Here is a 22,438-nt window from a genome sequence, read left to right on the forward strand (position 1 = left end):
ACGGTCGGTGGTCGGGACGGGGCAGCGGTCAGGTGGGGACGAGCACGGCGAGGTCGGCGGCGAAGTGCAGCGGAGCGGCGGTGACGGCCCGCAGGTCGTCCGGGGTCGTGCCGGCCACGAGCTCGCGGACCACGAAGCCGTCGGGCGTCACGTCGATGACGGCCATGTCGGTGTAGACGCGGTCCACCACGGCAGCGGCGGTGAGCGGGTAGCTGCACTCGGCGAGCAGCTTCGGCCGGCCGTCACGGGTGGTGTGGGTGGTCATGACGAGCACCCGGCGCGCACCGACGGCGAGGTCCATCGCCCCGCCGACGGCCGGCGGCATCGTCGCCTCGTCGGTGGCCCAGTTGGCGAGGTCGCCGGTTGCGGAGACCTGGAACGCGCCGAGCACCGTGATGTCGATGTGGCCGCCCCGCATCATCACGAAAGCGTCGGTGTGGTGGACGTAGGCGCCGCCGGGCAGCAGCGTCACCTGCTCCTTGCCTGCGTTGATCAGCTCGGGGTCACCGGTGCCGGGCGCGGGTGCCGGTCCCATCCCGAGAATCCCGTTCTCGCTGTGATAGATGATCTCCCGGTCCGGCGGGACCACGTCGGCCACGAGCGTGGGCATGCCGATCCCGAGGTTGACGTACGAGCCGTCCGGGATGTCGTGTGCCACCCGGCGTGCCATCTCCTGCGCGGTCAGCCTGCGATCGCTCACGCCGGCACCTCCACCACGCGCTGAACGAAGATCCCGGGTGTCACCACGGCCTCCGGGTCGAGCGTCCCGAGCTCGACGAACGTGCGCACCTGCGCCACCGTCAGCGCGGCGGCGGTGGCCATCACGGGACCGAAGTTGCGGGCGGCGCTGTGGTAGACGAGGTTGCCCCAGCGATCGGCCCGGTCGGCCTTGATGAGGGCGACGTCGGCCGGCAGTGGCTTCTCGAACACGTGCCTGCGCCCGTCGATCACCCGCACCTCCTTGCCTTGCGCGAGTGGGGAGTCGGCGCCTGCCGGGGTGAAGAAGCCACCGAGCCCCGCCCCTGCCGCACGCATCCGCTCGCTGAGCGTGCCCTGGGGCACCAGCTCCAGCTCGATCTCGCCGGCACGCCAGAACTTCTCGAACCAGACGGAGCCCGCCGACCGCGGGTACGAGCAGATGATCTTCCGGACCCGGCGCTCGCGGATGAGCGCCGCGATGTCGGTCTCGCCGCTGCCCGCGTTGTTGGTGACGACGGTCAGGTCGCGAGCTCCCAGTTCCAGCACGGCGTGCACGAGGGCCACCGGCACTCCGGAGTTGCCGAACCCGCCCACCAGCACCGTCGCGCCGTCACCGATCCCCGCCACGGCGTCGGCCAGCGACGCCACCCGTTTGTCGATCACCGCGGCGCCTTCGCGCGGTACCACCGCGGTGAGGTCGAGGGTGGCGGAGTGAGCGCGGCACGGACAGCGATGAGGTTCGGGCCGTCGGCGTCGAGGCTCTTCGCCAGCGCGGCCTCGAACGCGTCGCCGAACCCGTCGACCTGTTCCCCCGGCACCCCGAACGCCGCGGCGAGCGCGACGAAGTCGGGGGTGGCCAGGTCGACGCCACGAGTGGGCACCCCCGCCTGCACCTGGTCGAAGCGCAGCATCCCGTAGCCGCCGTCGTCGACGAGCACGACGGTGAGTGGCAGCTGCTCCTGTGCCGCGGTGGCCAGCTCACCGCAGGCGAAGAGGAAGCCACCGTCGCCCACCACCGCGACCGCGCGGCCCACACCGGCGGCGGCCGCGCCGAGCGCGGCCGGGAAGGCGAAGCCCAGCGTGCCCCAGCCCATCGGGTAGGCGAGCCGGCGCGGACCGGGCACGCGGTGGAAACCGGCCACCCAGTAGCCCGCGATGCACATGTCGGCGAGCACCGTCGCGTCGGCGGGGACCAGCCGGTCGAGCGCGTCCAGCAGCAGAGCGGCCTGCGGCTCCTCCTCCCGCACCAGCGCCGCGACCTCACCGCGCAGCCCCTCGATCCGCGCGGTGAGGTCGCCCCGGCCGTCGCGGGCCGGAACGGCGGCCGCCAGCCGTTCGGTGACGGCCAGCGCGTCGCCGACGAGGACGAGGTCGGGCCGGTAGTTCTTCGCGGCGTCCTCGGCGTCGACGTTGATCGCGAGCAGCGCGGGCGGTGCGGGCATCCGCCAGTTCTGGGTGGTCATGCCGTCGAAGTCGCTGCCGATGGCGATCACGAGGTCGGCCTGGTCCCACAGCGCCCCGATGGCCGGGACGTGCGCGGGGCCGGGCACCAGGCACGGGTGGTCGGGCGGGAGGACCCCGCGGCCGTTGTACGTGGTGATCACCGGGGCGCAAAGCCGTTCGGCGAGCAGACCCACCGCGTCGCCCGCGCCGGCCCGCAGCGCCCCGCCCCCGACCCACAGCAGGGGCCGCTGCGCGCGCTCCACCATCGCGAGCGCATCCCGCAGCTCACCGCCGGACGACGGGCGTTGCGGGGGGAGGCCGGGATCGGCGTGCGAGCCGCCGGTGGCCTGGCTGAGGAGATCGGTGGGGACGCCCAGGTAGACCGGGCCCGTCGGGGCGGCCAGCGCCGTCCGGCCGGCCAGCAGGACGGCGGCGTACAGCTCGGATGCCGCGCCGGCGGTGGTGGCCGCCTTGGTCACCGGGGCGAACATCGCCGCCTGGTCGCGGGTCTCGTGCAGCACGCCGCGGTACACGCCGGGACGGCGCAGCGTCGACGGGATGTCGGTGGCGAGCACGAGCACGGGTGCGCCCGACGTCATCGCCTCGCCGGTGGCACCGAGGGTGTTGGCCGCGCCCGGCCCGGTGGTCACCACCGCGACCCCCAGCCGTCCCGTCGCTCGTGCGTACCCGTCGGCCGCGTAGGCGGCGGCCTGCTCGTGCCGCACGCCCACCAATCGGATCCCGGCGGCCGCGCACGCCTCCCACACGGGCAGGTTGTGCACGCCGGGCAGACCGAACGCGATGTCGACGTCGAGCTCGCGCAGCGCCTCCACCAGCGCGGTTGCTCCGCTGTCCGCTCCTACCTCAGCCACCGGCCACCCCTCGAAACGTCTGCTCGGTCTCGGCGAACAGCGCCGCGAGCTCGGCGCCGCCCATGAACTGCCCGGGCACGTATCGCTCGTCGAGGCCCTGGCGGACTCCAGCATCCGCCGAGGCGGCGCGCATCGTCTCCTCCAACCGGGCGATCACGGGCTGGGGCGTCCCGCCCGGTGCGATCACGCCGAACGTCGTGGTGCTCTTGGTGATCTCCGGAAACCCCTGCTCCACGAAGGTCGGCGCGTCCAGGTAGGGCAGGCGCTCCTCGGTGCCCACGGCGAGCACCCGCAGGGCACCCGACTCGATCGAGGGCAGCATGTCCTGCGAGACGTTGACGAACCCGGCGGTCGTGTTGCCGCCCAGGAGCGCCGTCAGTACCTCCTGGTTGCCGTTGAACGGCAGCACCGTCAGCGGCACGTCGTAGAGCTGGGCGATGCGGCGCGTCTCCGCGGCGTGGGTGTTGGTCGCCCCCGGTGTGCCGACGGTGACCTTGGCGGGATCGGTTCGCGCGTCGGCGAAGAGCGCCCCGAGATCGGTGTAGGGCGAGGTGGCCGGGACGACGAGCGCCGAGGGCACCTGCGTGATCACGCCGATCGGTGCGAAGTCCTCGCGGGTGTAGCCGACGTCGTTGACCAGGTAGTTGAGCACGGCCGTCGGCAGGGCGGTCATCGAGAGCGTGTGCCCGTCCGGATCGGAGGAGAGGAGCCGCTGGTAGGCCGCCGAGCCCGAGGCGCCGGGCTCGTTCTCCACCACGACGGTCTGGCCGAGCGTGCTCTCCATGTACTTCGCGAGCGAGCGCGCAGCGATGTCGGTGGGGCCGCCTGCCGTGTAGGGGACGAGCATGCGGATCGGCTCGGACGGGTACGCGGCAGGCTCACCGGAGCCGGCCCCCTGGCCGCAGGCCGCGAGCACGAGTGCCGCCGTGAGCACGGCGGCGAACAGGCGCAGTCGGTTCATCACTCTCCCGGGGTCGTGCGGCGGTCGGGCTCGGGTGTGGACGTGGCGAGCTCGTCCTCCGCCGGGAGGGCGCCGGCACGCTGCACGAGACGACGTCGACGGGCGGTCACGATGCCGGCCACGATGACGAGCGCCATCACCAGGAAGATCCCGCCGGAGATCGGCCGCGTGACGAAGATGTCCAGGCTGCCGCCGGAGATCAGCATCGACTGGCGGAACGCGCGTTCGAGGATCGGGCCGAGCACGAAGGCCAGCACGAGCGGGCCGGGCTCGAACCCGGTCTTCTTCATCAGCCAGCCCAGCACGCCGAACGCGAGCACCACCCACATGTCGGTGACGTCGTTGTTGATCGAGAAGACGCCCGCCATCGTCACGAGCAGGGCGAACGCGGCGAGGATCCCGGCCCGCACCCGCAGGATCTGCACGAACACCCCGACGAGCGGGATGTTCAGCGCGAGCAGCATGAGGTTGCCGACGAACATCGACGCGATCACGCCCCAGAAGATCTCCGGGTGCTGGTCGATGAGCTGCGGGCCGGGCGTGATGCCCTGCACGAGCAGGGCTCCGAAGATCAGTGCGAGCACGACGTTGGCCGGGATGCCGAGCGTGAGCAGCGGGATGAACGCCGACGTCGACGAGGCGTTGTTGGCCGTCTCGGGGCCTGCGACGCCCTCGATGGCGCCCTTGCCGAACCGGGTCGGGTCCTTCGCGCGGCGCTTCTCCAGTGCGTACGAGGCCAGCGACGAGACGACCCCGCCACCCCCGGGGAGCACACCGATCACGAACCCGAGCATCGCTGCCCCGGCCGATCGCGCCCGCGGACCGGCGCAGGTCGGTGCGGCTCGGCCAGATGTTCCTGATCCTCTTCGTGACGGCCTGGACCTTCTCGGTGCGCTCCAGGCTGTGCAGGATCTCGCCGACACCGAACAGCCCCATCGCCACGGCGACGAAGTCCAGCCCGTCGAAGAGCGAGACCTCGCCGAACGTGAACCGGGTGGTGCCGGTGATCGGGTCCTGGCCGATCGTGGCGAGCAGGAGCCCCAGCGCTGCCATGCTCAGGCTCTTCAGCGCCGAACCGGTGCCCAGGTACGTCACGAGGAGGATCCCGAGCACCGTCAGCGCGACGTACTCGGGCGGCCCGAAGGAGACGGCGAGCGATGCCAGCGGCGGGGCGAGCAGCGTGAGCCCGACGACTGCCAGGATCCCGCCGATGAACGAGCCGATCGCGGCGATCCCCAGCGCCGGCCCGGCACGGCCCTGCTTGGCCATCTCGTAGCCGTCGAAGGTGGTGACGACGGACGCGGCCTCGCCCGGCAGGCGCAGCAGCACCGAGGTGATCGTGCCGCCGTACATCGACCCGTAGTAGATGCCGGCCAGGAGGATGACGGCCGTGCTGGGCTCGATCTCGTAGGTCAGCGGCAGGAGCAGGGCGATCGTCGCGGTCGGGCCGAGACCCGGGAGCACACCGATGACCGTGCCGATGAGCACGCCCACGAAGACGTAGAGGATGTTGACGGGGTCGAGCGCGACCGCGAAGCCCTGGGCGATCCCCTGCAGCAGGTCCATGTCAGGCGCCGACCAGCCCGGCCACGACGTCGTCGGGGAACGGCACCCCGAGCAGCTGGTCGAACAGCAGGTAGATCCCGACGGACCCCGCGAGGGCGAGGCCGAGCGACCAGCGCCGGCTCTCCCCGCCGAAGACGCGCAGCCACAGCAGGAGCATCAGGAAGGCCGGGAGCAGGAACCCGATCGCCTCGAACGCCAGTATGAACACGGCGAGCCCGGCCACGCCGCCGGCGATCCGCGCGGAACCGCGCGTCCAGGGCTCGTAGTCGGCGGGGTCGTCGACCACCACGAGCACCAGAGAGGTGCCGGTCAGCAGCAGCGCGACGATGAACGGCCACAGCCCCGGGCCGGGTTCGGTCAGCGCACCGAGGGACAGCCCGGCGGCACCGACGAGGGCGGCGACACCGATGCCGAGAACCACGAGCGGGCCGAGCCGATGAAGCTGTCCGCGCAGCCAGTGGTGCGCCGCGCCACCCGTCGACGGCGCTGTCGAACGATCCATCGGCACCTCACCCGTGAGGGACGAACGCTGTGAAACGGACATTAGGCAGGCACACTGATCCGGTCCAATACAAGATCACGGCACCACTGAGAGCGCAGGCTTATCAATCCGCTGCATCAGTGCCGCCACCAGCGAAGGGGTGAAGACGATGGAGCTGCGGCACCTCCGTGCATTCGCCGCAGTCGCCGAGGAGCTGCACTTCGGCAGGGCCGCCGCCCGGCTGCACATGGCCCAGCCGCCGCTCAGCCAGCAGATCAAGCATCTGGAACGAGACCTCGGTGTGCTGCTGTTCGAGCGCACCACCCGGCAGGTCCGCCTCACCAACGCCGGCGTCGTCTTCCTCGACCATGCCCGCCGCGTGCTCGCCGAGGCGGATCGGGCCCGGGAGTCCGTGCTGCTCGCGGAGCGGGGTGAGCGCGGGGAGATCCGGCTCGGGCTCACCGGCGTGACCACGTGGCGGCTGTTGCCCAGGATGACCAGGGCGTACCGAGAGCGCTATCCGCTGGTACGCCTCGAACTGCACCCCTCCGTCTTCAGCGGCCCGCAGACGAGCTCGCTGCTCGACGGCGGCATCGACGTCGGCATCCTGCGGGCGCCGGTCCCATCACCACTGGCCAGCCGGACCATCGTCGACGAAGAGCTGATGGCCGTGCTGCCCGAGGAACACCCGCTCGCGGCCCGGCCCGCCGTGGCGCTCGCCGACCTGGCCGAGGAGAACTTCGTCAGCTACCCGGCGCAGCAGGGCTCGTTCCTGCGCGACACCGCGATGCGCGCGTGCTCCTCCGTTGGCTTCTGGCCCCGGGTCGCGCAGGAGGCCAAGGACACCTACACGGTGGTGGCGCTGGTCGCGGCCGCGGTCGGCGTCGCGCTGCTGCCGGAGTCAGCGGAGGAGCTGCAGTTCGAGGGCGTCGTCTTCCGGCCGGTCACCGGCGCCGACGTGCGGGTGCCGATCGCGCTCGCCTGGCGGGACGGCGATCCGTCCCCGCTGCTGGCCAACTTCCTCGCGGTGGCCGCGGCGACCCTCCCCACGCCGGACCCCACCGGGAGCAACGTTGGCTGAGCCGCTACCTCCGCTCGCGGGCGAGCACCACGTCTGCCCCGGGTGCGACATGTCCTACGCCACGACCGCCATCCCCGCGGCGCTGGCCGCGCTGGAACAGATCCCCGACCAGGTCCGTGCAGCCGCGTTGGCCGTGCCGGAGGCCGTACGCCGGACGCGACCCGAGCCGCAGACCTGGTGCGTCGTCGAGTACGTGTGCCACGTCCGGGACGTCTACGCCACTTACACGATCCGGCTGCACCGCACACGCACCGAGCTGCGGCCGTCGCTCGAGCCCATGCTCAACGACATGCGTGCACGCCGCTTCCGTTACGCCCGGCGTGACCTGGCCGCAGTGCTCGACGAGCTGGCCGACAACGTCCAGGGCTTCCGCGACGAGATCTCACGCACCGCGGATGCCGAGTGGGACCGGGTGGCCACCCGGTTGCCGCACGAGGTGCGTTCGGCGCGGTGGCTGGTGCGCCAGGCACTGCACGAGGGTCGCCACCACATCCGGGATATCACCGCCGTAGGCCGAGCAGCAGTAGGCTCCGAGACATCCGATGTCTAGGAGGCTGCGTGCCCGTCACTGACGAAGCCATCGAGAAGATCAAGGCGATGATCGTCTCGGGTGAGCTGGGGCCGGGTGCGCGGCTGCCGCGCGAGGCGGACCTCGCCGAGCGGCTGGGGCTGTCCCGCAACTCGCTGCGGGAGGCCGTCAAGGCGCTCTCCCTGATCAGGGTGCTCGACGTCCGGCAGGGCGACGGCACCTACGTCACCAGCCTCGACCCGAACCTGCTGCTCGACGCGATGACGTTCGTCGTCGATTTCCACCGCGACGACACGGTGCTGGAGTTCCTCGAGGTGCGGCGCATCCTGGAACCCGCCGCCACCGCGATGGCTGCCGTCACGATGACCGACGAGCAGATCGACGGTCTGCGCGCCGTGCTCGCCGAACTCGACCCGAATCCCGGCGTCGAGGACCTCGTGGCCAACGACCTCGAGTTCCACCGCCGGGTGGCGGTCGGCAGCGGCAACACCGTGCTGTGCTCGCTGATAGAGGGCCTCTCCGGCCCGACCACCCGCGCCCGGATCTGGCGCGGGCTGACGCAGGAAGGTGCGGTCGCGCGCACGATCGAGCAGCACACCGCGATCTGCGACGCGATCGCCGCACGTCAGCCCGAGCTCGCCCGCGCGTGGGCCACGATCCACGTGGCCGGCGTGGAGCAGTGGCTACGCAGCGCCCTGGGCGAACCGACCCCCTGACGCGGTCCGGGCCGAAACATCCGAGCACGGGCGCGCGTGGAGCCCCGCGGGTTCAGGGCGACCCGCGGGGGGTCAGGGGAGGACGTCGGGGCGGATCAGGCCCTCTTCTGCCAGTTCGGTCCACAGGTCTCCCGGCACCGGGACGGCCGCGGCGGCGGTGTTCGCCGCCGTCTCGGCCGCGGTGCGGGCCCCCAGCAGCACCGAGGCGACCTCGGGGCGCGCACCGGCGAACGCGATGGCGGCGGCGGGCAGCGCGACACCGTGGCGGCGACAGACGGCACTGATGGCGACGGCGCGTTCGCGCACCTCCGCGCGAGCCGGCTGGTAGTCGTAGGTGGCGTCGGCGGGCGGGTCGTCGGTGGCGAGCAGGCCGCTGTTGAACACACCCGCCGCCAGTACGGACACACCACGGCGCGCGCAGGCCGGGAGCAGTTCGTCGGCCGCGGACTGGTCGAGCAGCGTCCACCGCCCCGCGACGAGCACGGCGTCCACATCGGTCTCGGTGACGAACCGGGTGAGCATCGCCGCCTGGTTCATCCCCGCCCCGATCGCCCCGATCACGCCCTGGGCGCGCAGGTCGTGCAGCGCCGGGTAGGCCTGCCCGGCGGCCTCGGCCCAGTGGTCGTCGGGGTCGTGGATCAGGACGAGGTCGATGCGGTCGAGCCCGAGGCGCTCCAGGCTGTCCTCCAGGCTGCGCCGGACGCCGTCGGCGCTGAAGTCCCACACACGGCGGTGGTCGGCGGGCACGTCGAAGCCGGCCTCGTCGTCGCGCCGGTGGGCGCCTGCCGGGTCGGGCACAAGCAGCCGTCCGATCTTGGTCGAGATCGTGTACTGCGCTCGTGGCCGCCCGGACAGCGCCACTCCGAGCCGCCGCTCGGCCAGGCCCAGACCGTAGTGCGGCGCCGTGTCGAAGAACCGGATGCCGCGGGCCCAGGCCTGGTCGATCGTGGCGATCGCGTCGGCGTCGGGTACCTCCCGGTAGAGGTTGCCCAGCGGCGCCGTGCCGAGCCCGATCCGGCTCACCGGCACGGCCGAACGACCCAGCAACGCGCTCATGGCAGCAGGATGGTCGTTGCGGCAGACGCGCCCACGGCACGTCGCGCGGGGATCGAAGTCATCGTTGGTCTCCTCGGCGTCGTTCGAGTCGGTCCGGACTCAGTCCTGGCGGGGCCGAAGCCGCAGGCCTTGCATGCCACCGTCCACGGCGAGCGCCGTGCCGGTGGTGGCGCCCGCCAGCGGACCGGCCAGGTAGGCGATGGCCGCGGCCACCTCCTGCGCCGACACCAGACGCCCCATGGGCTGGCGGGCCTCCAGCGCAGCCCGTTCGGCGGCGGGGTCGTCGGCCGCGTCGAGGAGCCTGCCCACCCAGGGGGTGTCGGCGGTGCCCGGGTTCACACAGTTGACGCGGATGCCGTCGGAGATGTGATCGGCCGCCATCGCGAGCGTGAGCGACTGCACCGCGCCCTTGCTCGCGCTGTAGAGCGCCCGTTGCGGCAGCCCCGCGGTGGCCGCGATGGAGCAGGTGTTGACGATCGCAGCGGCGCGCGAACGGCGTAGGTGGGGGAGCGCGGCCCGGCTCAGGCGCACGATGCCGAGCACGTTGACGTCGAGCACGCGCTGCCACTCCGGCAACGGATTGGTCTCCACCGTGCCCTGGGCGCCGATGCCCGCGTTGTTGACCAGCACGTCGAGGCCACCGAGGCGCTCGACGGCGGTGGCGACAGCGGCGTCCACCGAGTCCTGGTCGGTGACGTCGGCGGTCAGCCCGAGGAGAGGCGCCGGGACGCCCGACGGGTCCAGGTCCAGGCAGGCGACCCGTGCGCCGCGCTCGGCCAGTAGCTGCGCGGTGGCGAGCCCGATCCCCGAGCCGCCGCCGGTGACCACCGCGGCCAGCCCGGCGAACTCGCCATTACCCGCTGCGCTCATGCAGTGCTCCGCTTCGTCTCGTCGGCCCGGACCGCGCCGCAGGGGAAGCGGTGCCCGTCCAGGGTCCATGGCCTTGATCTCGGCTCCCGGTGCGGGGAAGCACCCAGACATCCGATGTATCGCGCGTCTTTATACGGCCATCGACGGAGGGACCGCAAGACCATCGCGTGAACCGGCGGATCGGACATCCGACGTCTTCATTTTCCTGCCGGATTCGGCGGCATTGCCGGAATCGGCGCGTGACTCTTTCCCGCCCGACATCTCCGCGCTGTTCCGTGCGCGCGGACTCGTTCACGCGATCTCCCTAGCGTCGCTTCACCACCAGCAACTCCCTCGACGCCGCCCAGGCGGCCTCCGTTCTGGAGGCGTACGCCCGGACACCGGGTGTTTTCCTGCACCACGCCGGTCACACCCGTCGCAACCACCACACCATCAGTCCCACCGCGCCGCTCGTGACGTTGCAGGAGGTGGCGGCAGCCAAGGAGTACCCGGGCGGATTCTCGATCCTTCGGCTGCACACCGAGGGTTTCGCGCTGAACTTCTACAAGTCGCGCAGCGACCGCGCGCGGGAATGGAGTGAGCGCAGCCGCCAGGAGATGATGGGCACCTGGCCGCAGTTCGCATTCGGCAACAACGTCACCGACCGCAATACCGTCGCGAAGGCGGATCGGTGCGGGCTCCGCCGGCCGAAGCGCCATAGCAGCACCTGATCACGCTGCTCGTGATCGCAGCCCCGGCGTCAGGTCCCGAGAATCGCCGCGTGCAGTTCCGCCGCCCGTCCGGGAGGCACCGAGCGCGCCGCTGCGAGCCATGCGGCTGCGCGCGCCGCGTCGCCTGCGGTGACCACACATCCTGGCCAGCGGGCCGCGAGCCGGGCGCGCGTGAGCTCGGCGACCGGCGTGTCGCCGGCGACGACGCTGCCTGCCATGACGATCGGGGTGCGCTCACCGGGGTCACGGATCGGTTCGACGTCGGCGACGAGCGCCGATGCGGCCTCCGCGACGATCCCGCCCGCGACGGCGTCCCCGGCCCGGGCGGCGACGCTCACCAGTGGTGCAAGCCGTGCGAGCGCGATGGGTGGGCCGGCGTGCACCGCGTGCACGATCCGCTCGGCGGTGTCGGCCGGGGCGTCGGCGTCCAGCGCCGTCGCCGGCACCGGGTCGCCCGTTCCCGTGCCGAGCAGTGCCTCGACGACGCCGCCCACCAGTGACGTCGCGGCTCCCCGGCCGTCGAGCGCGGCGAGCGCGGCCCGAACCGCCCGCTGCCCCAGCCAGAACGCCGATCCCGTGTCGCCCACGAGCCAGCCGTGGCCGTCCGTCCCAGCGGTGCGCTCCCGGCCGGTGATCCGCGCCGCCGTCGCCCCGGTACCCGCGATGAGCACGGTGCCGTCCGGTTCGGCTGTGCCGGCCGCGAAGGCGACGATCACGTCGCCGACGACGGCAGGACGGCAGGGCAGGCCGACGGCGTGCGCCAGGTCGGCGAGATCCGCCGCCATGGCGGGCAGCTGCATCGGGCCGACGCCCGCCATCCCGAGCACGGCCGATCGCACGTCGCCTGCCGGGAGGTCGTGCAGCACGGCGCGTAGCGCGCCGGCGAGGGCACGGAAGGCCTGGTCGGGCGGGTGCGAGACCGGGTTGCCGCCGGGCCCCTCCGCCGCGCCGAGCAACCGTCCCGAGCCGTCGACGACCGCGGCGCGCGAGCGGCTGCCGCCCACGTCCATCCCGAGGAACAGCTCCACCGGCGCCCCCTCTAACAGAAATGTAAACGTCTTACCGAAGCCTTGACAGTTCACCCGACGCGGTGGAAATTTTCACCACCCTGCTCGGCCTCGAAAGGTTCTACTGAAGATGTTGGTCGCCGGATCCGCGTCCCCCGCCGAAGCGGGCACGGGTCAGCTGCTCGTGCATCTCCGCAGCCTGCTTCCAGGGCTCGCCGGCGCATTGCGGCAGGTCGCGAACGTGATCCTGGAGGATCCGGCCTGGGCGTCGAGGGCGACGATCGTGGAGTTGGCGGAACGCAGCGGCACCTCGCCCGCCACCGTCACCCGCTTCTGCCGCACCCTCGGCGTGGCCGGTTACACGGAACTGCGCGTCGGCATCGCCACCGAGATCGGCCGGGCCGACCAGGCCGGCTGGGAGGTCGGCATCGGCGCGGACGTGCTGCCCACCGACCCGATCGACCGCGTTCTGCGCACGCTGCTCGCGGTCGACGTGCAGGCCATGCACGAGACCGCCGCGGCGCTCGACCTCTCCGCCGTCGACGCCGTGGCCGACGCGGTGGTGGCCGCCCGGCGGGTGGACTTCTACGCGGCGGGTGGCAGCGCGGCCGTGCTCGAGGACCAGCAGCTGCGGATGTACCGGATCGGCATCGCCACCTGGACGTGGGCCGACGTCCACAACGGACTCACCAGCGCCGCGCTGCTCGGACCGGGCGACGTGGCGATCGCGCTCTCGCACAGCGGCCGCACAACCGAGACCGTCGAGATGCTCGCCGAGGCGCGCCGCCACGGCGCCACCACCGTGGCGATCACCAACTTCTCGACGTCCCCGATCGCGGACGTCGCCGACCACCTACTGGGTACCTCCGTGCGGGAGACGGCGTTCCGCGCGGGCGCGATGTCGGCCCGCCACTCCCAGTTCCTGGTGCTGGATCTGCTCTACCTCGCGGTCGCACAGCGCACCCACGAACGTTCGACCGAGGCGTTCGCCCGCACCGCCGATGCCGTGGCCGCCCACCGCACTCCGTACGAGCCGCGCGCGAGGGGTGGATCCGCGCGCTCCGCCGACCCACAGCGAGGAGCCTGATGACACCCGGGACGAACACGAACTCCACGCCCGTGTCGGCGGCGGCCTACGCCGAGGCTGCGGCAGCCGCCGTACATCGCGTGTCCACCGAGCAGGCGGACGGCGTCGCGAAGGCGGCCGCCCTGCTGGTTGACGCGCTGCGTGCGGGTGGGGTGGTGCAGGCCTTCGGCACCGGCCACTCGCAGGCGCTGGCCATGGAGATCGCCGGCCGGGCCGGAGGGCTCGTGCCCACCAACATGATCGCCCTGCGCGACCTGGTCATCCTGGGCGGCGACGCCCCGGACGTGCTGTTCACCGAGCACCTCGAGCGCGACCCGGCAGTGGCCCATCGGATCTACGAGCTGGCCGGGGTGCATCCGGCCGACGTGTTCGTGATGGCGTCGAACTCGGGGGGCAACGGTTCGGTCGTGGAACTCGCCCGGCTGGTCAAGGAGCGCGGGCACGGCCTGGTCGCGATCACCTCGATGGCCCACAGCTCGCAGGTCACCTCGCGGCATCCGTCCGGGCTGCGGCTGTTCGAGATCGCCGACGTGGTCCTCGACAACGGGGCGCCCTACGGCGACGCGGTGCTGACCACCGGCGAGATTGCCGTGGGCGGCATCTCGTCGATCACCGCGGCCCTGCTCGCCCAGATGGTCGTTGCCGAGGTCGTGCGCACGATGCTCGCCGCAGGCGAGACCCCGCCCGTCTATCTCTCCGCCAACATCCCCGAGGGCGACGCCCACAACTCGGCCCTGGAAGCCCGCTACGCGGGTCGCATCCGCCGACCCGCCTGAGCAACGCCCCCGAGCCCCACCTACTCGTCCGCTCCCCGCCGACACCCGGCACTCCCGCACTCCGTCGCCATCGATCAACCGCACCACCAGCTCAAGGAGACACCTATGAACCCGTCTCGCCCCATGCCCGGACTCGACCGCCGGCAGTTCCTGCGGCGGCTGGCGGCCGCGGGCCTGCTCGCTGTGCCCGGGGCGGGGCTGCTCTCCGCCTGTGCCACCGGGGGCGGAGGGACCACCAGCGCGGCGCAGGGCCAGGTCAGCGCCACCAACCCGCTCGGCGTGGCCACCGACGCCCCGCTGGACGTCGTGATCTTCAAGGGCGGCTACGGCGACGACTACGCCCTCGCCCACCAGGCGATGTACAAGGAGCAGTACCCGCAGTCGCAGGTCAAGCACTCGGCGAGCACGCAGATCGCGCAGGAAATGCAGCCCCGGTTCGTGGCGGGTAACCCCCCGGACGTCCTGGACGACTCGGGCGCTCAGAAGATCGAGTACGCGGTGCTCGTGAACGACAACCAGCTGACCGACCTCGGCCCTCTGCTCGACGCTCCCTCGGTGGACGACCCGAACGTCAAGGTGCGCGACACGCTGCTGCCCGGCGTGATCGAGCAGGGCACCTTCGGCGACAAGTTCGTCATCCTCAACTACGTCTACGAGACCTACGCGATCTGGTACTCGAAGCCGCTGTTCGAGAAGAACGGCTGGCAGGTGCCCACCACGTGGGACGAGATGATGGCGCTCTCCGAGACGATCAAGGCCGCCGGGATCGCCCCGTTCACCTACGGCGGCGTCAACGCGGGTGACTACGTCATCGACCTCAACCTGGGCGCGGCCATCAAGCAGGGCGGCCTCGACGTCGTCAAGAACATCGACAACCTGCAGCCGGGCGCCTGGACACAGGACACGGTGCTGGCGGCGACGCAGCGGCTCGAGGAGATGGTCCGCAAGGGCTACTTCATGCCGGGCTCGGAGGGCCTCAAGCACACCGAGGCGCAGACGGCCTGGGTGCAGGGCAAGGCCGCGTTCTACGTCTCCGGATCGTGGCTCGAGAACGAGATGAAGGGCATCGCTCCGCCGGACTTCGCGATGGCCATGCTGCCCGTTCCCGTTCTCGACAGCAGTGCGGCAATGCCCGTCACGGCGCTGCGCACGCAGCCTGCCGAGGCATTCGTCGTTCCCGCGAAGGCGAAGAACGTGAACGGCGGCATGGAGTACCTGCGGCTCATGCTCTCGAAGCAGGGTGGCTCGAAGTTCGCCGAGCTCACCGCGTCGGTGCCTGCGGTGAGGGGCGCCACCGCCGATGCGAAGAAGACACCGGCGCTGGAGTCGCTCTCGGCCGGTCTCGCCGCGGCCGGTGACAATGTCTTCAGCTGGAACTTCCGCACCTGGTACTCGACCTATTCAGAGCTGCTCAAGACGGAGACGTCCAACCTGCTCGCCGGCCGGACCGACGCGGCGGGCTACCTCGCGAAGATGCAGGCGGAGACCGACCGCGTCGCCGCAGACCAGAGCATCACCAAGTACAGCCGCTGACCAGTCATGCGCCACGGAAAATACCGGTTCATCGCCAGCTTCCTGGTGGTCCCGCTCGTGTTGTACGTCGTGTTCGTCGTATCGCCCTATGCCCAGGCGTTCTACATATCGATGACCGACTGGCGGGGCTTCTCCGGCCAGCAGAACTTCGTCGGCTTCGACAACTACGTCGAGCTGGCCACGGACGGCAGGTTCTGGCGGGCGATGAGCCACAACGGGCTGCTGCTCGTCGTGGTGCCGCTGGTGACGATCGCGTTCGCCCTGTTCCTGGCGGCCGTGACGACCGTGGCGGGGCGTCAGGGCGCGGTGGGTCGCGGCGGGGTGCGGGGATCACGCCTCTACCAGGTGGTGTTCTTCTTCCCGCAGGTCGTGCCCGTGGTGATCGCCGGTGTGCTCTTCGGGTTCTTCTTCAACCCCGACGCAGGCCTGCTCAACGGGGCGCTGCGGGTGGTGGGCCTCGACGGGCTCACCCGCTCGTGGCTCGGCGACACGACGTTCGCCCTGCCGTCGGTGATGGCCGTACTCATCTGGGGTGCGGTCGGCTTCTACTACGTGCTGTTCAGCTCGGCGATGAAGTCGGTGCCACCTGACGTGTTCGAAGCGGCCGTGCTCGACGGTGCCGGCCGCATTCGCACCTTCTGGAGCATCACGCTGCCGATGATCTGGGACAGCGTCCAGGTCTCCTACATCTACCTGGGGATCATGGTGCTCGACGGGTTCACGCTGCTCCAGGTGATGCTGCCCGACGGCGGCCCGGACGGGTCCACCCAGGTGGTGTCGCAGTACCTGTACCGCAGCGCCTTCACCGAAGGCCGGTTCGGCTACGCGTCGGCCGTCGGGGTGGCGCTGTGCCTGGTCACGCTGCTGCTGGCGGTCGCCGTCCTGCGGCTCACCCGCCGTCAGCAGACCGAGTACTGAGGAGTACGGCGATGACACTCGGCACGTCGGCCTCGGCACCGGCCACGGTGCCTCCCGACCGGCCGCAGCGGCGACGCAGCGATGCCGGGGCACCCGGAGCCTCGACGGGTGAGCGGACGCTCAACGTGTTCACCCACGGCTTCCTCGCGGTGTGGGCGATCCTGGTGGCGGCCCCGCTGCTCTGGGCCGTGCTCACATCGTTCAAGACCGACAGCGAGATCTTCACCAGCCCGTGGAGCCTTCCTGCGCAGTGGCAGTTCGGGAACTTCGCGCGGGCCTGGACCACCGCCAACATCGGCACCTACTTCCTCAACAGCCTCATCGTCGTCTCTGCCTCGGTGGTGCTGGTGATGTTGCTGGGATCGATGGTGGCCTACGTACTGGCCCGCTACGAGTTCCCCGGTCGGGGCGTCATCTACTACGCGTTCATCGCGGGAATGACGTTCCCGATCTTCCTGGCGCTGGTGCCGCTCTTCTTCGTGGTGCAGAACCTCGGGATGCTCGGCACCTACCAGGGGCTGGTCCTCGTCTACACGGCGTACGCGCTGCCGTTCACCGTCTTCTTCATGACCGGGTTCTTCCGGACGCTGCCGAGCGCGCTCGCCGAGGCCGCGATGCTGGACGGCTGCTCGCACGCCGGGGTGTTCTTCCGGATCATGCTGCCGCTCGCCCGGCCGGGGCTGATCAGCGTGGGGATCTTCAACTTCCTCGGGCTGTGGAACCAGTACATGCTGCCGCTGGTGCTGATGCCCGACAGCGATCACTACGTGCTGTCGCAGGGGCTCGCCGTGCTGGCGGCGAACCAGGGCTACCGAAGCGACTGGAGTGCCCTGTTCGCCGGACTGGTGATCGCGCTGTTGCCGGTGCTCGCCGTGTACGTCGTCTTCCAGCGCCGGATCCAGGACGGACTGAGCGTGGGGGCCATCAAATAGTGACCAGGAGGGTCGTGGCCGTCGACACGGTGAACGGCGGATTTACGCGACGTACCGTGTGAGGGTGATCGGGTCGAGAGCACGGCTCCGGGCACTGCGATGGGGCCTACGCGCGGTGTTCGGCTTGCCGCAGCCTGTGAAGAGGGCGCTGGCCGGTCGACGGGTGGAGTTCGACGGCCAGGTGCTGGACCTGGACCTTCAGCTTCTGGGCCGGATCGACCGGCTGCTGGCGAGCCCGGCCGGTGGCACCGTCGACCAGGCCGCGCTGGCCGAGCAGCGGCGCCAGGCCGACCTCGCGGCCGAGATCGTGGCCGACGCCCGTCTGGACGACATCGTCACCGAGGACCTGCAGGTGCCCGGGGGAGCCGGGCCGCTCGCCGCCCGGCTCTACATCCCGCCCGCGGTACCCGAGACCGCTGGGCTGATCGTCTACTTCCACGGCGGCGGGTTCGCGCTGGGCAGCCTCGCGTCCACGGATCCGCTGTGCCGCCTCCTGGCGGCCCAGTCCGGCGTGCGGGTGCTCTCCGTGGACTACCGGCTGGCCCCGGAGTACCCCTACCCCGCAGCCCTCGAGGACGCCATCGCCGCGTACCACGGAGCGAGGGCCGACGCCGCCGTCCTCGGTGCCGACCCCGAGCTGATCGCCGTGGGCGGCGACAGTGCCGGCGCCAACCTCGCCCTCGTCGTCGCCCAGCAGCAGGCGACCACCGGGGGCCCGCTGCCTGCGTTCGTCCTCGCGCTCTACCCGGTCACCGACATCGACCGCAGCGGCGGCTCGCGCGAGCTGTTCGGCAACGGCTTCGGCCTGACCGCGGAGTACATCCGCGAACTGGAGCGGCTCTACCTGCCCGACGGTGTGCCGTCCGACGACACCCGGGGCGCCATCCTGCGCGCCGACGACCTGTCCGGCATGCCGCCCGTGTACCTGGCGACGGCAGGGTTCGACCCCCTGCGTGACGAGGGCGAGGAGTTGGCCGAGCGGCTGAACGAGGCCGGGGTGCCCGTGGTGGCCCGACGCTTTCCGGGGCTCGTGCACGGCTACGCCAGCTTCACCGCCGTCTGCGCCGCCGCCCGCGACGCCACCCTCGACGCGGCGAGCGCGCTGCGTGCGGCGCTCGCGCTGGTGGAGAGCAGGCAGTCGGCCGCGCTCAACGGCCGGGCCGTCCTCGGCTCCCTGGAGCGCGCTCGCACCGCCACGGGCAGTCCCTGAGATCTCGGCGACCGTTGCCCGACCTGCACCTTCGGCGCTGCCCCGTCGGGGGCTACGGTCGAGGCGACTCGATCGACGAGTGGGACGAACCGCCGCAACGGGGCGGTCGGGCACGGCTGGAGGGCGCATGGATCGCCAGGACGTCAGTGTGACCCTGCCCTGGATGGGTGCCGGCACCGAGCTTGTCGTTCGCGCGGTCGACGCGCTGCCCGACGACGCGTTCCGGGCGCCGAGCGCACTTCCCGGATGGAGCAGGGCCCACGTCATCGCCCACCTCGCACGCAACGCCGAAGCCCTGACCAGACTCGCGACCTGGGCGCGCACCGGCATCGAGACGCCGATGTACGCGAGCAGCGACCAGCGCGCCGCGGAGATCGAGTCGTCGGCGCAAGCGCCGGCCGACAAGCTGCGCAGCGAGTTGGTGAGCACAGCGGACGATCTCGACGCTGCCCTCGCCGCGCTCGACGGCGCCACGTGGCAGGCCCAGGTGCGCAGCGCTCTCGGCCGCGCGATCCCCGGCGCCGAGGTGCCCTGGATGCGGGTACGGGAGGTGTGGCTCCACGCGGTCGACCTCGACGCCGGGATCACGGTCGCCGACCTGCCGCCGGCAGTGGTCGATGCCCTGCTGGACGAGGTCACGGTGACCCTGTCCGAGCGCGACGGCTGCCCGTGCGCCCGGCTCGCGCCGTCCGACCGGGACCGCAGGTGGGCCCTCGGGGCGGGCCTGGACCCCGTCGAGCTGCGTGGTGACGCCGCCTTCGTGCTGGGCTGGCTGGTCGGCAGGCCCGCACGGGCCGAGGTCGTGGCGATCGACGCGGGCGGCTCGCCCGTCGCGGTGCCGCAGGCGCCCCGCTGGTTGTAGCGGGTCACTGCTGATCACGGCCCGGGTCGTCAGACCGGCCAGAAGTAGCCTGACTCCGGGTCGGCGTCCGGGAACAGCGGGCCGTAGAACTGCGGGTCCTTGCGCACCAGCGCGGAGCGGTGGCTGCGGTGCACACGCTCGTCCCCGATCCACTCGGGGAGCAGCGCCCGGGCGGCGAGCTCAGCCTGCGTGCGCGGCGACGGGAGCCCGTGTTCGGCGAGGTCGGTGCCGATGGTCGCTGCGCACGTGTCGGCCCGCCCCCGCCCCACCCACTCGGCGCACACCGCCAGCCCGTAGGCCGCGACGGCCTCTGGGAACCCGGCCCACATGCGTACAGCGGGGTGGTGTTTCCATCCGTAGGTCGTGCGGGTCACCGCGCGCAGTACCTGTAGCGCCTCCACGCGTTGCTTGCCCAACCGGCGGTCGTCGAGCACCGCGGCGCTCGCCGCGAAGTCGGGATGGGGGAGGAAGGTCTGCATCCTCGTCCGCCTACTCCCGCTCGACGAGGGTCACGACGCGGGTGAGTGACGGCGTGCTCGGCGTCGACCCGAAACCGAACCGGACGGGCGGTGTCACCGGGGCGAGGTCGCCCTGGTCGATGCCGTCCCAGGACGTGCTCGCGGCCGTCAGGCCGTGCAGGTCGAGGGCTGCGTAGTACTCCCGGCGGCCGCTGCCGGCGCTTCCCCTCGTGCGCACGCCGGGAAGCACGCGCCGCGCAACGAGGTCGACCGCGCTGATCCAGAGCGGGCTCATGGCCAGGGGCCGCGGCACCGCGCGGAGCAGGAGCCCGAGCGCGGGCCGTGCCCCGACGGTGAAGCCGAGCACCAGGGGCGCGGCGTCCACCTGCCACCGTGTCCCGTCGACCTGGGCGCGCACCGGCGTCACCCGCACGTCGTCGAACAGGTAGGTGGCGGCCACGAATCCGGCCACCTCCGACGACGGGGCGAGCAGCACCCGATGCCCATCCGCCTGTTCCACCATGACGTCGGTGAACGTGCCGAACGGCGACCGCGGCCAGTGCCCCACAACGACGCGCAGGCCCGCGGACGTGCCCAGGCCCGCGATCCAGCCGTCGAAGTGGTCGGTCATCGTGCTCCTTTCCGGTCTCTCGGGGACTACCCGCAACGACGTGGCCGACATTCGGCGTGCAGACGCGGGGCCTCCCGGCTGACAGGCTTGAAGCCGAGTCCGAGCGGAATGTTGACGTAGCAACTAATGTTGTCCGAGGCACAGCAACGCCAGGGAGACGGAGGATCCGATGCCACAGCCAGAGGGTGCCGAGCTGGAAGCCGTGCGCGCCCGCCGTGCCGCGCTCAAGGAGAAGTACCTGCGGCCGGTGGGAGACCGCCCGGCCACCACCGTGCGCGGTGTGCACCACCTCGCGCTGGTCGCACGCGACGTCGAGGAGACGATCAAGTTCTACCAGGATCTCCTGGGGTTCCCGCTGGTAGAGCTCGTGGAGAACCGGGACTACCAGGGGTCGAGCCACTTCTTCTTCGACATCGGCAACCGCAACCTGCTCGGGTTCTTCGACTTCCCCGGGCACGACCATCCCGACTACTCGGAGACGATCGGAGCGGTCCAGCACCTCGCGCTGTCCACGTCCGCGGAGGAGTTCGCCGCCACCCGCAAGCGCCTCGATGAGGCCGGCATCACCTATCTCGGCCCGGATCGGGGCGTCGACAACAGCCTCTACATCCGTGATCCCAACGGAGTGGGCATCGAGTTCTACTGCGAGGAACTCGGACTGTTCGAAGGGGAGCCGCTGCTCTCCTCGTAACGCCCGTCCGGCGCGAAGTGGTGACGATCACGCAACCGTTCAGGCACCCGGGGCGTCCTCTCCTGTAGGACAACTGCGTCGTGTGACCGTCGAACCCGTTTCGTCGGTGACGCGCCGTAGGCCGGGATGGTGAGCAGCATGAACGGTGAGTACCGAGGGCCAGGCGGCCCGCCACCGACGGCGCGACAGCCGCGACGTGGTGGCGGACCGGGCTGGGGGCAGCCGCAGCGGCCCCGCCCCCAACCGCCCGGCCGCCCGATGGCGCCGCCGCCCGGCCCGCCGATGGGGGTGCCCGCCGGTGCTCGGCGGGCCATGCGCGACACCGCACTGCTCCCGTCAGGCCCTCCCGGGCCCGGGTACGCACCGCCGCCCGGTCCGCCGCCGCGCAGGCCCGTGGGCGTCCGCCCCGTCCGGCGTCCGCGGTGGGGGCGGCGGATCGGTGTCACCCTGCTCGTCCTGTTGCTGCTCGTGGTCGGGTTCGGCGTCTACATCGACACCACGCTGAACCGTGTGGCTGCTCTCCCGGCCGACAGCACCGCGACCTCCAAGGGCACCAACTGGCTGATCGTCGGGTCGGACAGCCGGGCCAACCTCACTCCCGAGCAGCGCAAGGAGTTCGCCACCGGCGACCCGGAGTCCGAACTCACCGACACGATCATGCTGCTGCACACCGGTAGCGGCCCCACCACCCTGGTCAGCCTCCCGCGCGACTCGATGGTGGACATCCCCGGTCACGGGCGCCACAAGATCAACTCTGCGTACGGGCGCGGTGGTGGCGCTGACGGCGGCGGCCCCGAACTGCTGGTCCAGACCGTCGAGCAGGCCACCGGCCTGCGCATCGACCACTACGCGGAGATCGGGTTCCTCGGCCTCGTCTCGATGGTGGACGCCGTGGGCGGCGTGGACATGTGCGTGCCGGAGTCGATCAAGGACCCCAAGGCCGCGCTGGACATCAAGGCCGGCTGCCAGACCCTCGACCAGGCCACGGCGCTGGGCTACGTCCGCACGCGTGCCACCGCGAGCTCCGACTTCGGGCGCGTGGAGCGGCAGCGGGCGTTCATCTCCGCGCTGCTGGACAAGGTCACCAGCCCGGCCACGCTGCTCAACCCGTTCCGGATCGTGCCGCTGGCCACCGGCCTGTCCGGCGCCATCACGGTCGACGACAGCACCCACGTCTGGAACCTCGCAAGCTTGGGGCTTGCGATGCGCGGGCTGTCCGACGGCGTCTCCACCACCGTGCCGGTGCGCGACGGGGTGGTGAACTGGGATCGCCAGCGTGCCAGCGCGCTGTTCCAGGCGATCGCCGACGACGAGCGGCCGCCGGAGAGCGCCCTCGGCCCCTGACCGTC

At 71.6% G+C, this 22,438-nt stretch carries 24 protein-coding genes and 1 pseudogene; 13 read left to right on the top strand and 12 right to left on the bottom strand.

Translation table 11 applies throughout. From position 1 onward, the window contains the following. Positions 1-28: 28 nt before the first annotated feature. From MMF94_RS28790 to MMF94_RS28820, 7 genes and pseudogenes are all read right to left on the bottom strand, one after another. On the bottom strand, positions 29-700 hold the full coding sequence (locus MMF94_RS28790; RefSeq protein ID WP_241040364.1) for a 3-oxoacid CoA-transferase subunit B: 672 nt from the start codon (positions 698-700) through the stop codon (positions 29-31). After that, complete coding sequence (locus MMF94_RS28795) at positions 697-1,362, bottom strand: 3-oxoacid CoA-transferase subunit A (RefSeq protein ID WP_241040365.1); 666 nt, start codon at positions 1,360-1,362, stop codon at positions 697-699. The genes MMF94_RS28790 and MMF94_RS28795 overlap by 4 nt, the downstream gene beginning before the upstream one ends. Beyond that, complete coding sequence (locus MMF94_RS28800; RefSeq protein WP_277398847.1) at positions 1,359-3,014, bottom strand: thiamine pyrophosphate-binding protein; 1,656 nt, start codon at positions 3,012-3,014, stop codon at positions 1,359-1,361. The genes MMF94_RS28795 and MMF94_RS28800 overlap by 4 nt, the downstream gene beginning before the upstream one ends. Beyond that, entirely contained in the window at positions 3,007-3,975 is a 969-nt protein-coding gene (locus MMF94_RS28805) for a Bug family tripartite tricarboxylate transporter substrate binding protein (protein WP_241040546.1), read from the bottom strand. The genes MMF94_RS28800 and MMF94_RS28805 overlap by 8 nt, the downstream gene beginning before the upstream one ends. After that, positions 3,975-4,757: a tripartite tricarboxylate transporter permease gene (locus tag MMF94_RS28810; protein WP_241040547.1), complete on the bottom strand. Its 783-nt coding sequence runs from the start codon at positions 4,755-4,757 to the stop codon at positions 3,975-3,977. The genes MMF94_RS28805 and MMF94_RS28810 overlap by 1 nt, the downstream gene beginning before the upstream one ends. A 73-nt stretch (positions 4,758-4,830) precedes the next feature. Next, a pseudogene (locus tag MMF94_RS28815) lies at positions 4,831-5,541 on the bottom strand (tripartite tricarboxylate transporter permease); the annotation flags it as partial. A 1-nt stretch (position 5,542) separates the two neighbouring features. Next, entirely contained in the window at positions 5,543-6,043 is a 501-nt protein-coding gene (locus MMF94_RS28820) for a tripartite tricarboxylate transporter TctB family protein (protein WP_241040366.1), read from the bottom strand. 148 nt (positions 6,044-6,191) lie between these two features. On the opposite strand from MMF94_RS28820, the gene MMF94_RS28825 reads away from it, so the two are divergent. Genes MMF94_RS28825 through MMF94_RS28835 form a run of 3 tightly spaced genes read left to right on the top strand, consistent with a single transcriptional unit; the run spans position 6,192 to position 8,348 of the window. Next, the gene (locus MMF94_RS28825; protein WP_241040367.1) at positions 6,192-7,103 is read left to right on the top strand and encodes a LysR substrate-binding domain-containing protein; all 912 of its coding nucleotides are present in this window, start codon (positions 6,192-6,194) and stop codon (positions 7,101-7,103) included. Continuing rightward, the gene (locus MMF94_RS28830; protein WP_241040368.1) at positions 7,096-7,653 is read left to right on the top strand and encodes a DinB family protein; all 558 of its coding nucleotides are present in this window, start codon (positions 7,096-7,098) and stop codon (positions 7,651-7,653) included. Before MMF94_RS28825 ends, MMF94_RS28830 begins: the two co-directional genes overlap by 8 nt. 8 nt (positions 7,654-7,661) lie before the next feature. Further along, positions 7,662-8,348: a FadR/GntR family transcriptional regulator gene (locus tag MMF94_RS28835; protein WP_241040369.1), complete on the top strand. Its 687-nt coding sequence runs from the start codon at positions 7,662-7,664 to the stop codon at positions 8,346-8,348. A 72-nt stretch (positions 8,349-8,420) separates the two neighbouring features. Here MMF94_RS28835 and MMF94_RS28840 read toward each other — a convergent pair whose 3' ends face one another. Both MMF94_RS28840 and MMF94_RS28845 read right to left on the bottom strand, forming a co-directional pair. Then, the gene (locus tag MMF94_RS28840; RefSeq protein WP_241040370.1) at positions 8,421-9,404 is read right to left on the bottom strand and encodes an aldo/keto reductase; all 984 of its coding nucleotides are present in this window, start codon (positions 9,402-9,404) and stop codon (positions 8,421-8,423) included. A gap of 99 nt (positions 9,405-9,503) precedes the next feature. After that, positions 9,504-10,274 (bottom strand): SDR family NAD(P)-dependent oxidoreductase, encoded by a 771-nt coding sequence (locus MMF94_RS28845; protein ID WP_241040371.1) that lies wholly within the window; start codon positions 10,272-10,274, stop codon positions 9,504-9,506. Positions 10,275-10,726: 452 nt separating this feature from the next. Between MMF94_RS28845 and MMF94_RS28850 the strand changes: the two genes are divergently transcribed. Beyond that, positions 10,727-10,984, top strand: a complete 258-nt coding sequence (locus tag MMF94_RS28850; protein WP_241040372.1) for a hypothetical protein — start codon at positions 10,727-10,729, stop codon at positions 10,982-10,984. A 29-nt stretch (positions 10,985-11,013) separates the two neighbouring features. Here the strand turns inward: MMF94_RS28850 and MMF94_RS28855 are convergent, their stop codons facing one another. Further along, positions 11,014-12,012 carry an N-acetylglucosamine kinase gene (locus MMF94_RS28855; protein WP_241040373.1) on the bottom strand — a complete coding sequence of 333 codons (999 nt, stop codon included), beginning with the start codon at positions 12,010-12,012 and terminating at the stop codon, positions 11,014-11,016. 109 nt (positions 12,013-12,121) lie between these two features. On the opposite strand from MMF94_RS28855, the gene MMF94_RS28860 reads away from it, so the two are divergent. The 7 genes from MMF94_RS28860 to MMF94_RS28890 all read left to right on the top strand — a co-directional run bounded on the left by MMF94_RS28860 (position 12,122) and on the right by MMF94_RS28890 (position 19,309). Then, positions 12,122-13,078: a MurR/RpiR family transcriptional regulator gene (locus tag MMF94_RS28860; protein WP_241040374.1), complete on the top strand. Its 957-nt coding sequence runs from the start codon at positions 12,122-12,124 to the stop codon at positions 13,076-13,078. Beyond that, a complete protein-coding gene (locus MMF94_RS28865; protein ID WP_241040375.1) occupies positions 13,078-13,854 on the top strand; it encodes a sugar isomerase domain-containing protein in 777 nt (258 codons plus the stop codon). Before MMF94_RS28860 ends, MMF94_RS28865 begins: the two co-directional genes overlap by 1 nt. Positions 13,855-13,959: 105 nt before the next feature. Next, on the top strand, positions 13,960-15,387 hold the full coding sequence (gene ngcE, locus MMF94_RS28870) for an N-acetylglucosamine/diacetylchitobiose ABC transporter substrate-binding protein (RefSeq protein ID WP_241040376.1): 1,428 nt from the start codon (positions 13,960-13,962) through the stop codon (positions 15,385-15,387). 6 nt (positions 15,388-15,393) lie between these two features. Next, positions 15,394-16,305 (top strand): carbohydrate ABC transporter permease, encoded by a 912-nt coding sequence (locus MMF94_RS28875; RefSeq protein ID WP_241040377.1) that lies wholly within the window; start codon positions 15,394-15,396, stop codon positions 16,303-16,305. A gap of 11 nt (positions 16,306-16,316) precedes the next feature. Next, a complete protein-coding gene (locus tag MMF94_RS28880) occupies positions 16,317-17,237 on the top strand; it encodes a carbohydrate ABC transporter permease (RefSeq protein WP_241040378.1) in 921 nt (306 codons plus the stop codon). Between the two features lie 64 nt (positions 17,238-17,301). Beyond that, entirely contained in the window at positions 17,302-18,447 is a 1,146-nt protein-coding gene (locus tag MMF94_RS28885; RefSeq protein WP_241040379.1) for an alpha/beta hydrolase, read from the top strand. A 127-nt stretch (positions 18,448-18,574) separates the two neighbouring features. Further along, a complete protein-coding gene (locus MMF94_RS28890; protein ID WP_241040380.1) occupies positions 18,575-19,309 on the top strand; it encodes a maleylpyruvate isomerase family mycothiol-dependent enzyme in 735 nt (244 codons plus the stop codon). Between the two features lie 29 nt (positions 19,310-19,338). On the opposite strand, the gene MMF94_RS28895 is transcribed toward MMF94_RS28890, so the two are convergent. Continuing rightward, positions 19,339-19,788, bottom strand: a complete 450-nt coding sequence (locus tag MMF94_RS28895) for an MSMEG_6728 family protein (protein WP_241040381.1) — start codon at positions 19,786-19,788, stop codon at positions 19,339-19,341. Positions 19,789-19,798: 10 nt separating this feature from the next. Beyond that, positions 19,799-20,398: a hypothetical protein gene (locus MMF94_RS28900; protein ID WP_241040382.1), complete on the bottom strand. Its 600-nt coding sequence runs from the start codon at positions 20,396-20,398 to the stop codon at positions 19,799-19,801. 169 nt (positions 20,399-20,567) lie between these two features. On the opposite strand from MMF94_RS28900, the gene MMF94_RS28905 reads away from it, so the two are divergent. Both MMF94_RS28905 and MMF94_RS28915 read left to right on the top strand, forming a co-directional pair. After that, positions 20,568-21,089, top strand: coding sequence for a VOC family protein (locus tag MMF94_RS28905; protein WP_241040383.1), 522 nt, complete (start codon positions 20,568-20,570; stop codon positions 21,087-21,089). A 312-nt stretch (positions 21,090-21,401) separates the two neighbouring features. Next, positions 21,402-22,433, top strand: coding sequence for an LCP family protein (locus tag MMF94_RS28915; protein ID WP_277398849.1), 1,032 nt, complete (start codon positions 21,402-21,404; stop codon positions 22,431-22,433). Positions 22,434-22,438 lie beyond the last annotated feature (5 nt).

It is taken from the genome of Pseudonocardia alaniniphila (genome assembly GCF_022524485.1).
Classification (GTDB): Bacteria; Actinomycetota; Actinomycetes; order Mycobacteriales; family Pseudonocardiaceae; genus Pseudonocardia; species Pseudonocardia alaniniphila.

Coding starts and splice junctions, on each gene's coding strand:
- MMF94_RS28805 (WP_241040546.1), bottom strand. CDS start 3,975: ATGAACCGACTGCGCCTGTTCGCCGCCGTGCTCACGGCGGCACTCGTG.
- MMF94_RS28820 (WP_241040366.1), bottom strand. CDS start 6,043: ATGGATCGTTCGACAGCGCCGTCGACGGGTGGCGCGGCGCACCACTGG.
- MMF94_RS28825 (WP_241040367.1), top strand. CDS start 6,192: ATGGAGCTGCGGCACCTCCGTGCATTCGCCGCAGTCGCCGAGGAGCTG.
- MMF94_RS28840 (WP_241040370.1), bottom strand. CDS start 9,404: ATGAGCGCGTTGCTGGGTCGTTCGGCCGTGCCGGTGAGCCGGATCGGG.
- MMF94_RS28845 (WP_241040371.1), bottom strand. CDS start 10,274: ATGAGCGCAGCGGGTAATGGCGAGTTCGCCGGGCTGGCCGCGGTGGTC.
- MMF94_RS28860 (WP_241040374.1), top strand. CDS start 12,122: ATGTTGGTCGCCGGATCCGCGTCCCCCGCCGAAGCGGGCACGGGTCAG.
- MMF94_RS28865 (WP_241040375.1), top strand. CDS start 13,078: ATGACACCCGGGACGAACACGAACTCCACGCCCGTGTCGGCGGCGGCC.
- ngcE (WP_241040376.1), top strand. CDS start 13,960: ATGAACCCGTCTCGCCCCATGCCCGGACTCGACCGCCGGCAGTTCCTG.
- MMF94_RS28875 (WP_241040377.1), top strand. CDS start 15,394: ATGCGCCACGGAAAATACCGGTTCATCGCCAGCTTCCTGGTGGTCCCG.
- MMF94_RS28880 (WP_241040378.1), top strand. CDS start 16,317: ATGACACTCGGCACGTCGGCCTCGGCACCGGCCACGGTGCCTCCCGAC.
- MMF94_RS28890 (WP_241040380.1), top strand. CDS start 18,575: ATGGATCGCCAGGACGTCAGTGTGACCCTGCCCTGGATGGGTGCCGGC.
- MMF94_RS28895 (WP_241040381.1), bottom strand. CDS start 19,788: ATGCAGACCTTCCTCCCCCATCCCGACTTCGCGGCGAGCGCCGCGGTG.
- MMF94_RS28900 (WP_241040382.1), bottom strand. CDS start 20,398: ATGACCGACCACTTCGACGGCTGGATCGCGGGCCTGGGCACGTCCGCG.
- MMF94_RS28905 (WP_241040383.1), top strand. CDS start 20,568: ATGCCACAGCCAGAGGGTGCCGAGCTGGAAGCCGTGCGCGCCCGCCGT.
- MMF94_RS28915 (WP_277398849.1), top strand. CDS start 21,402: ATGCGCGACACCGCACTGCTCCCGTCAGGCCCTCCCGGGCCCGGGTAC.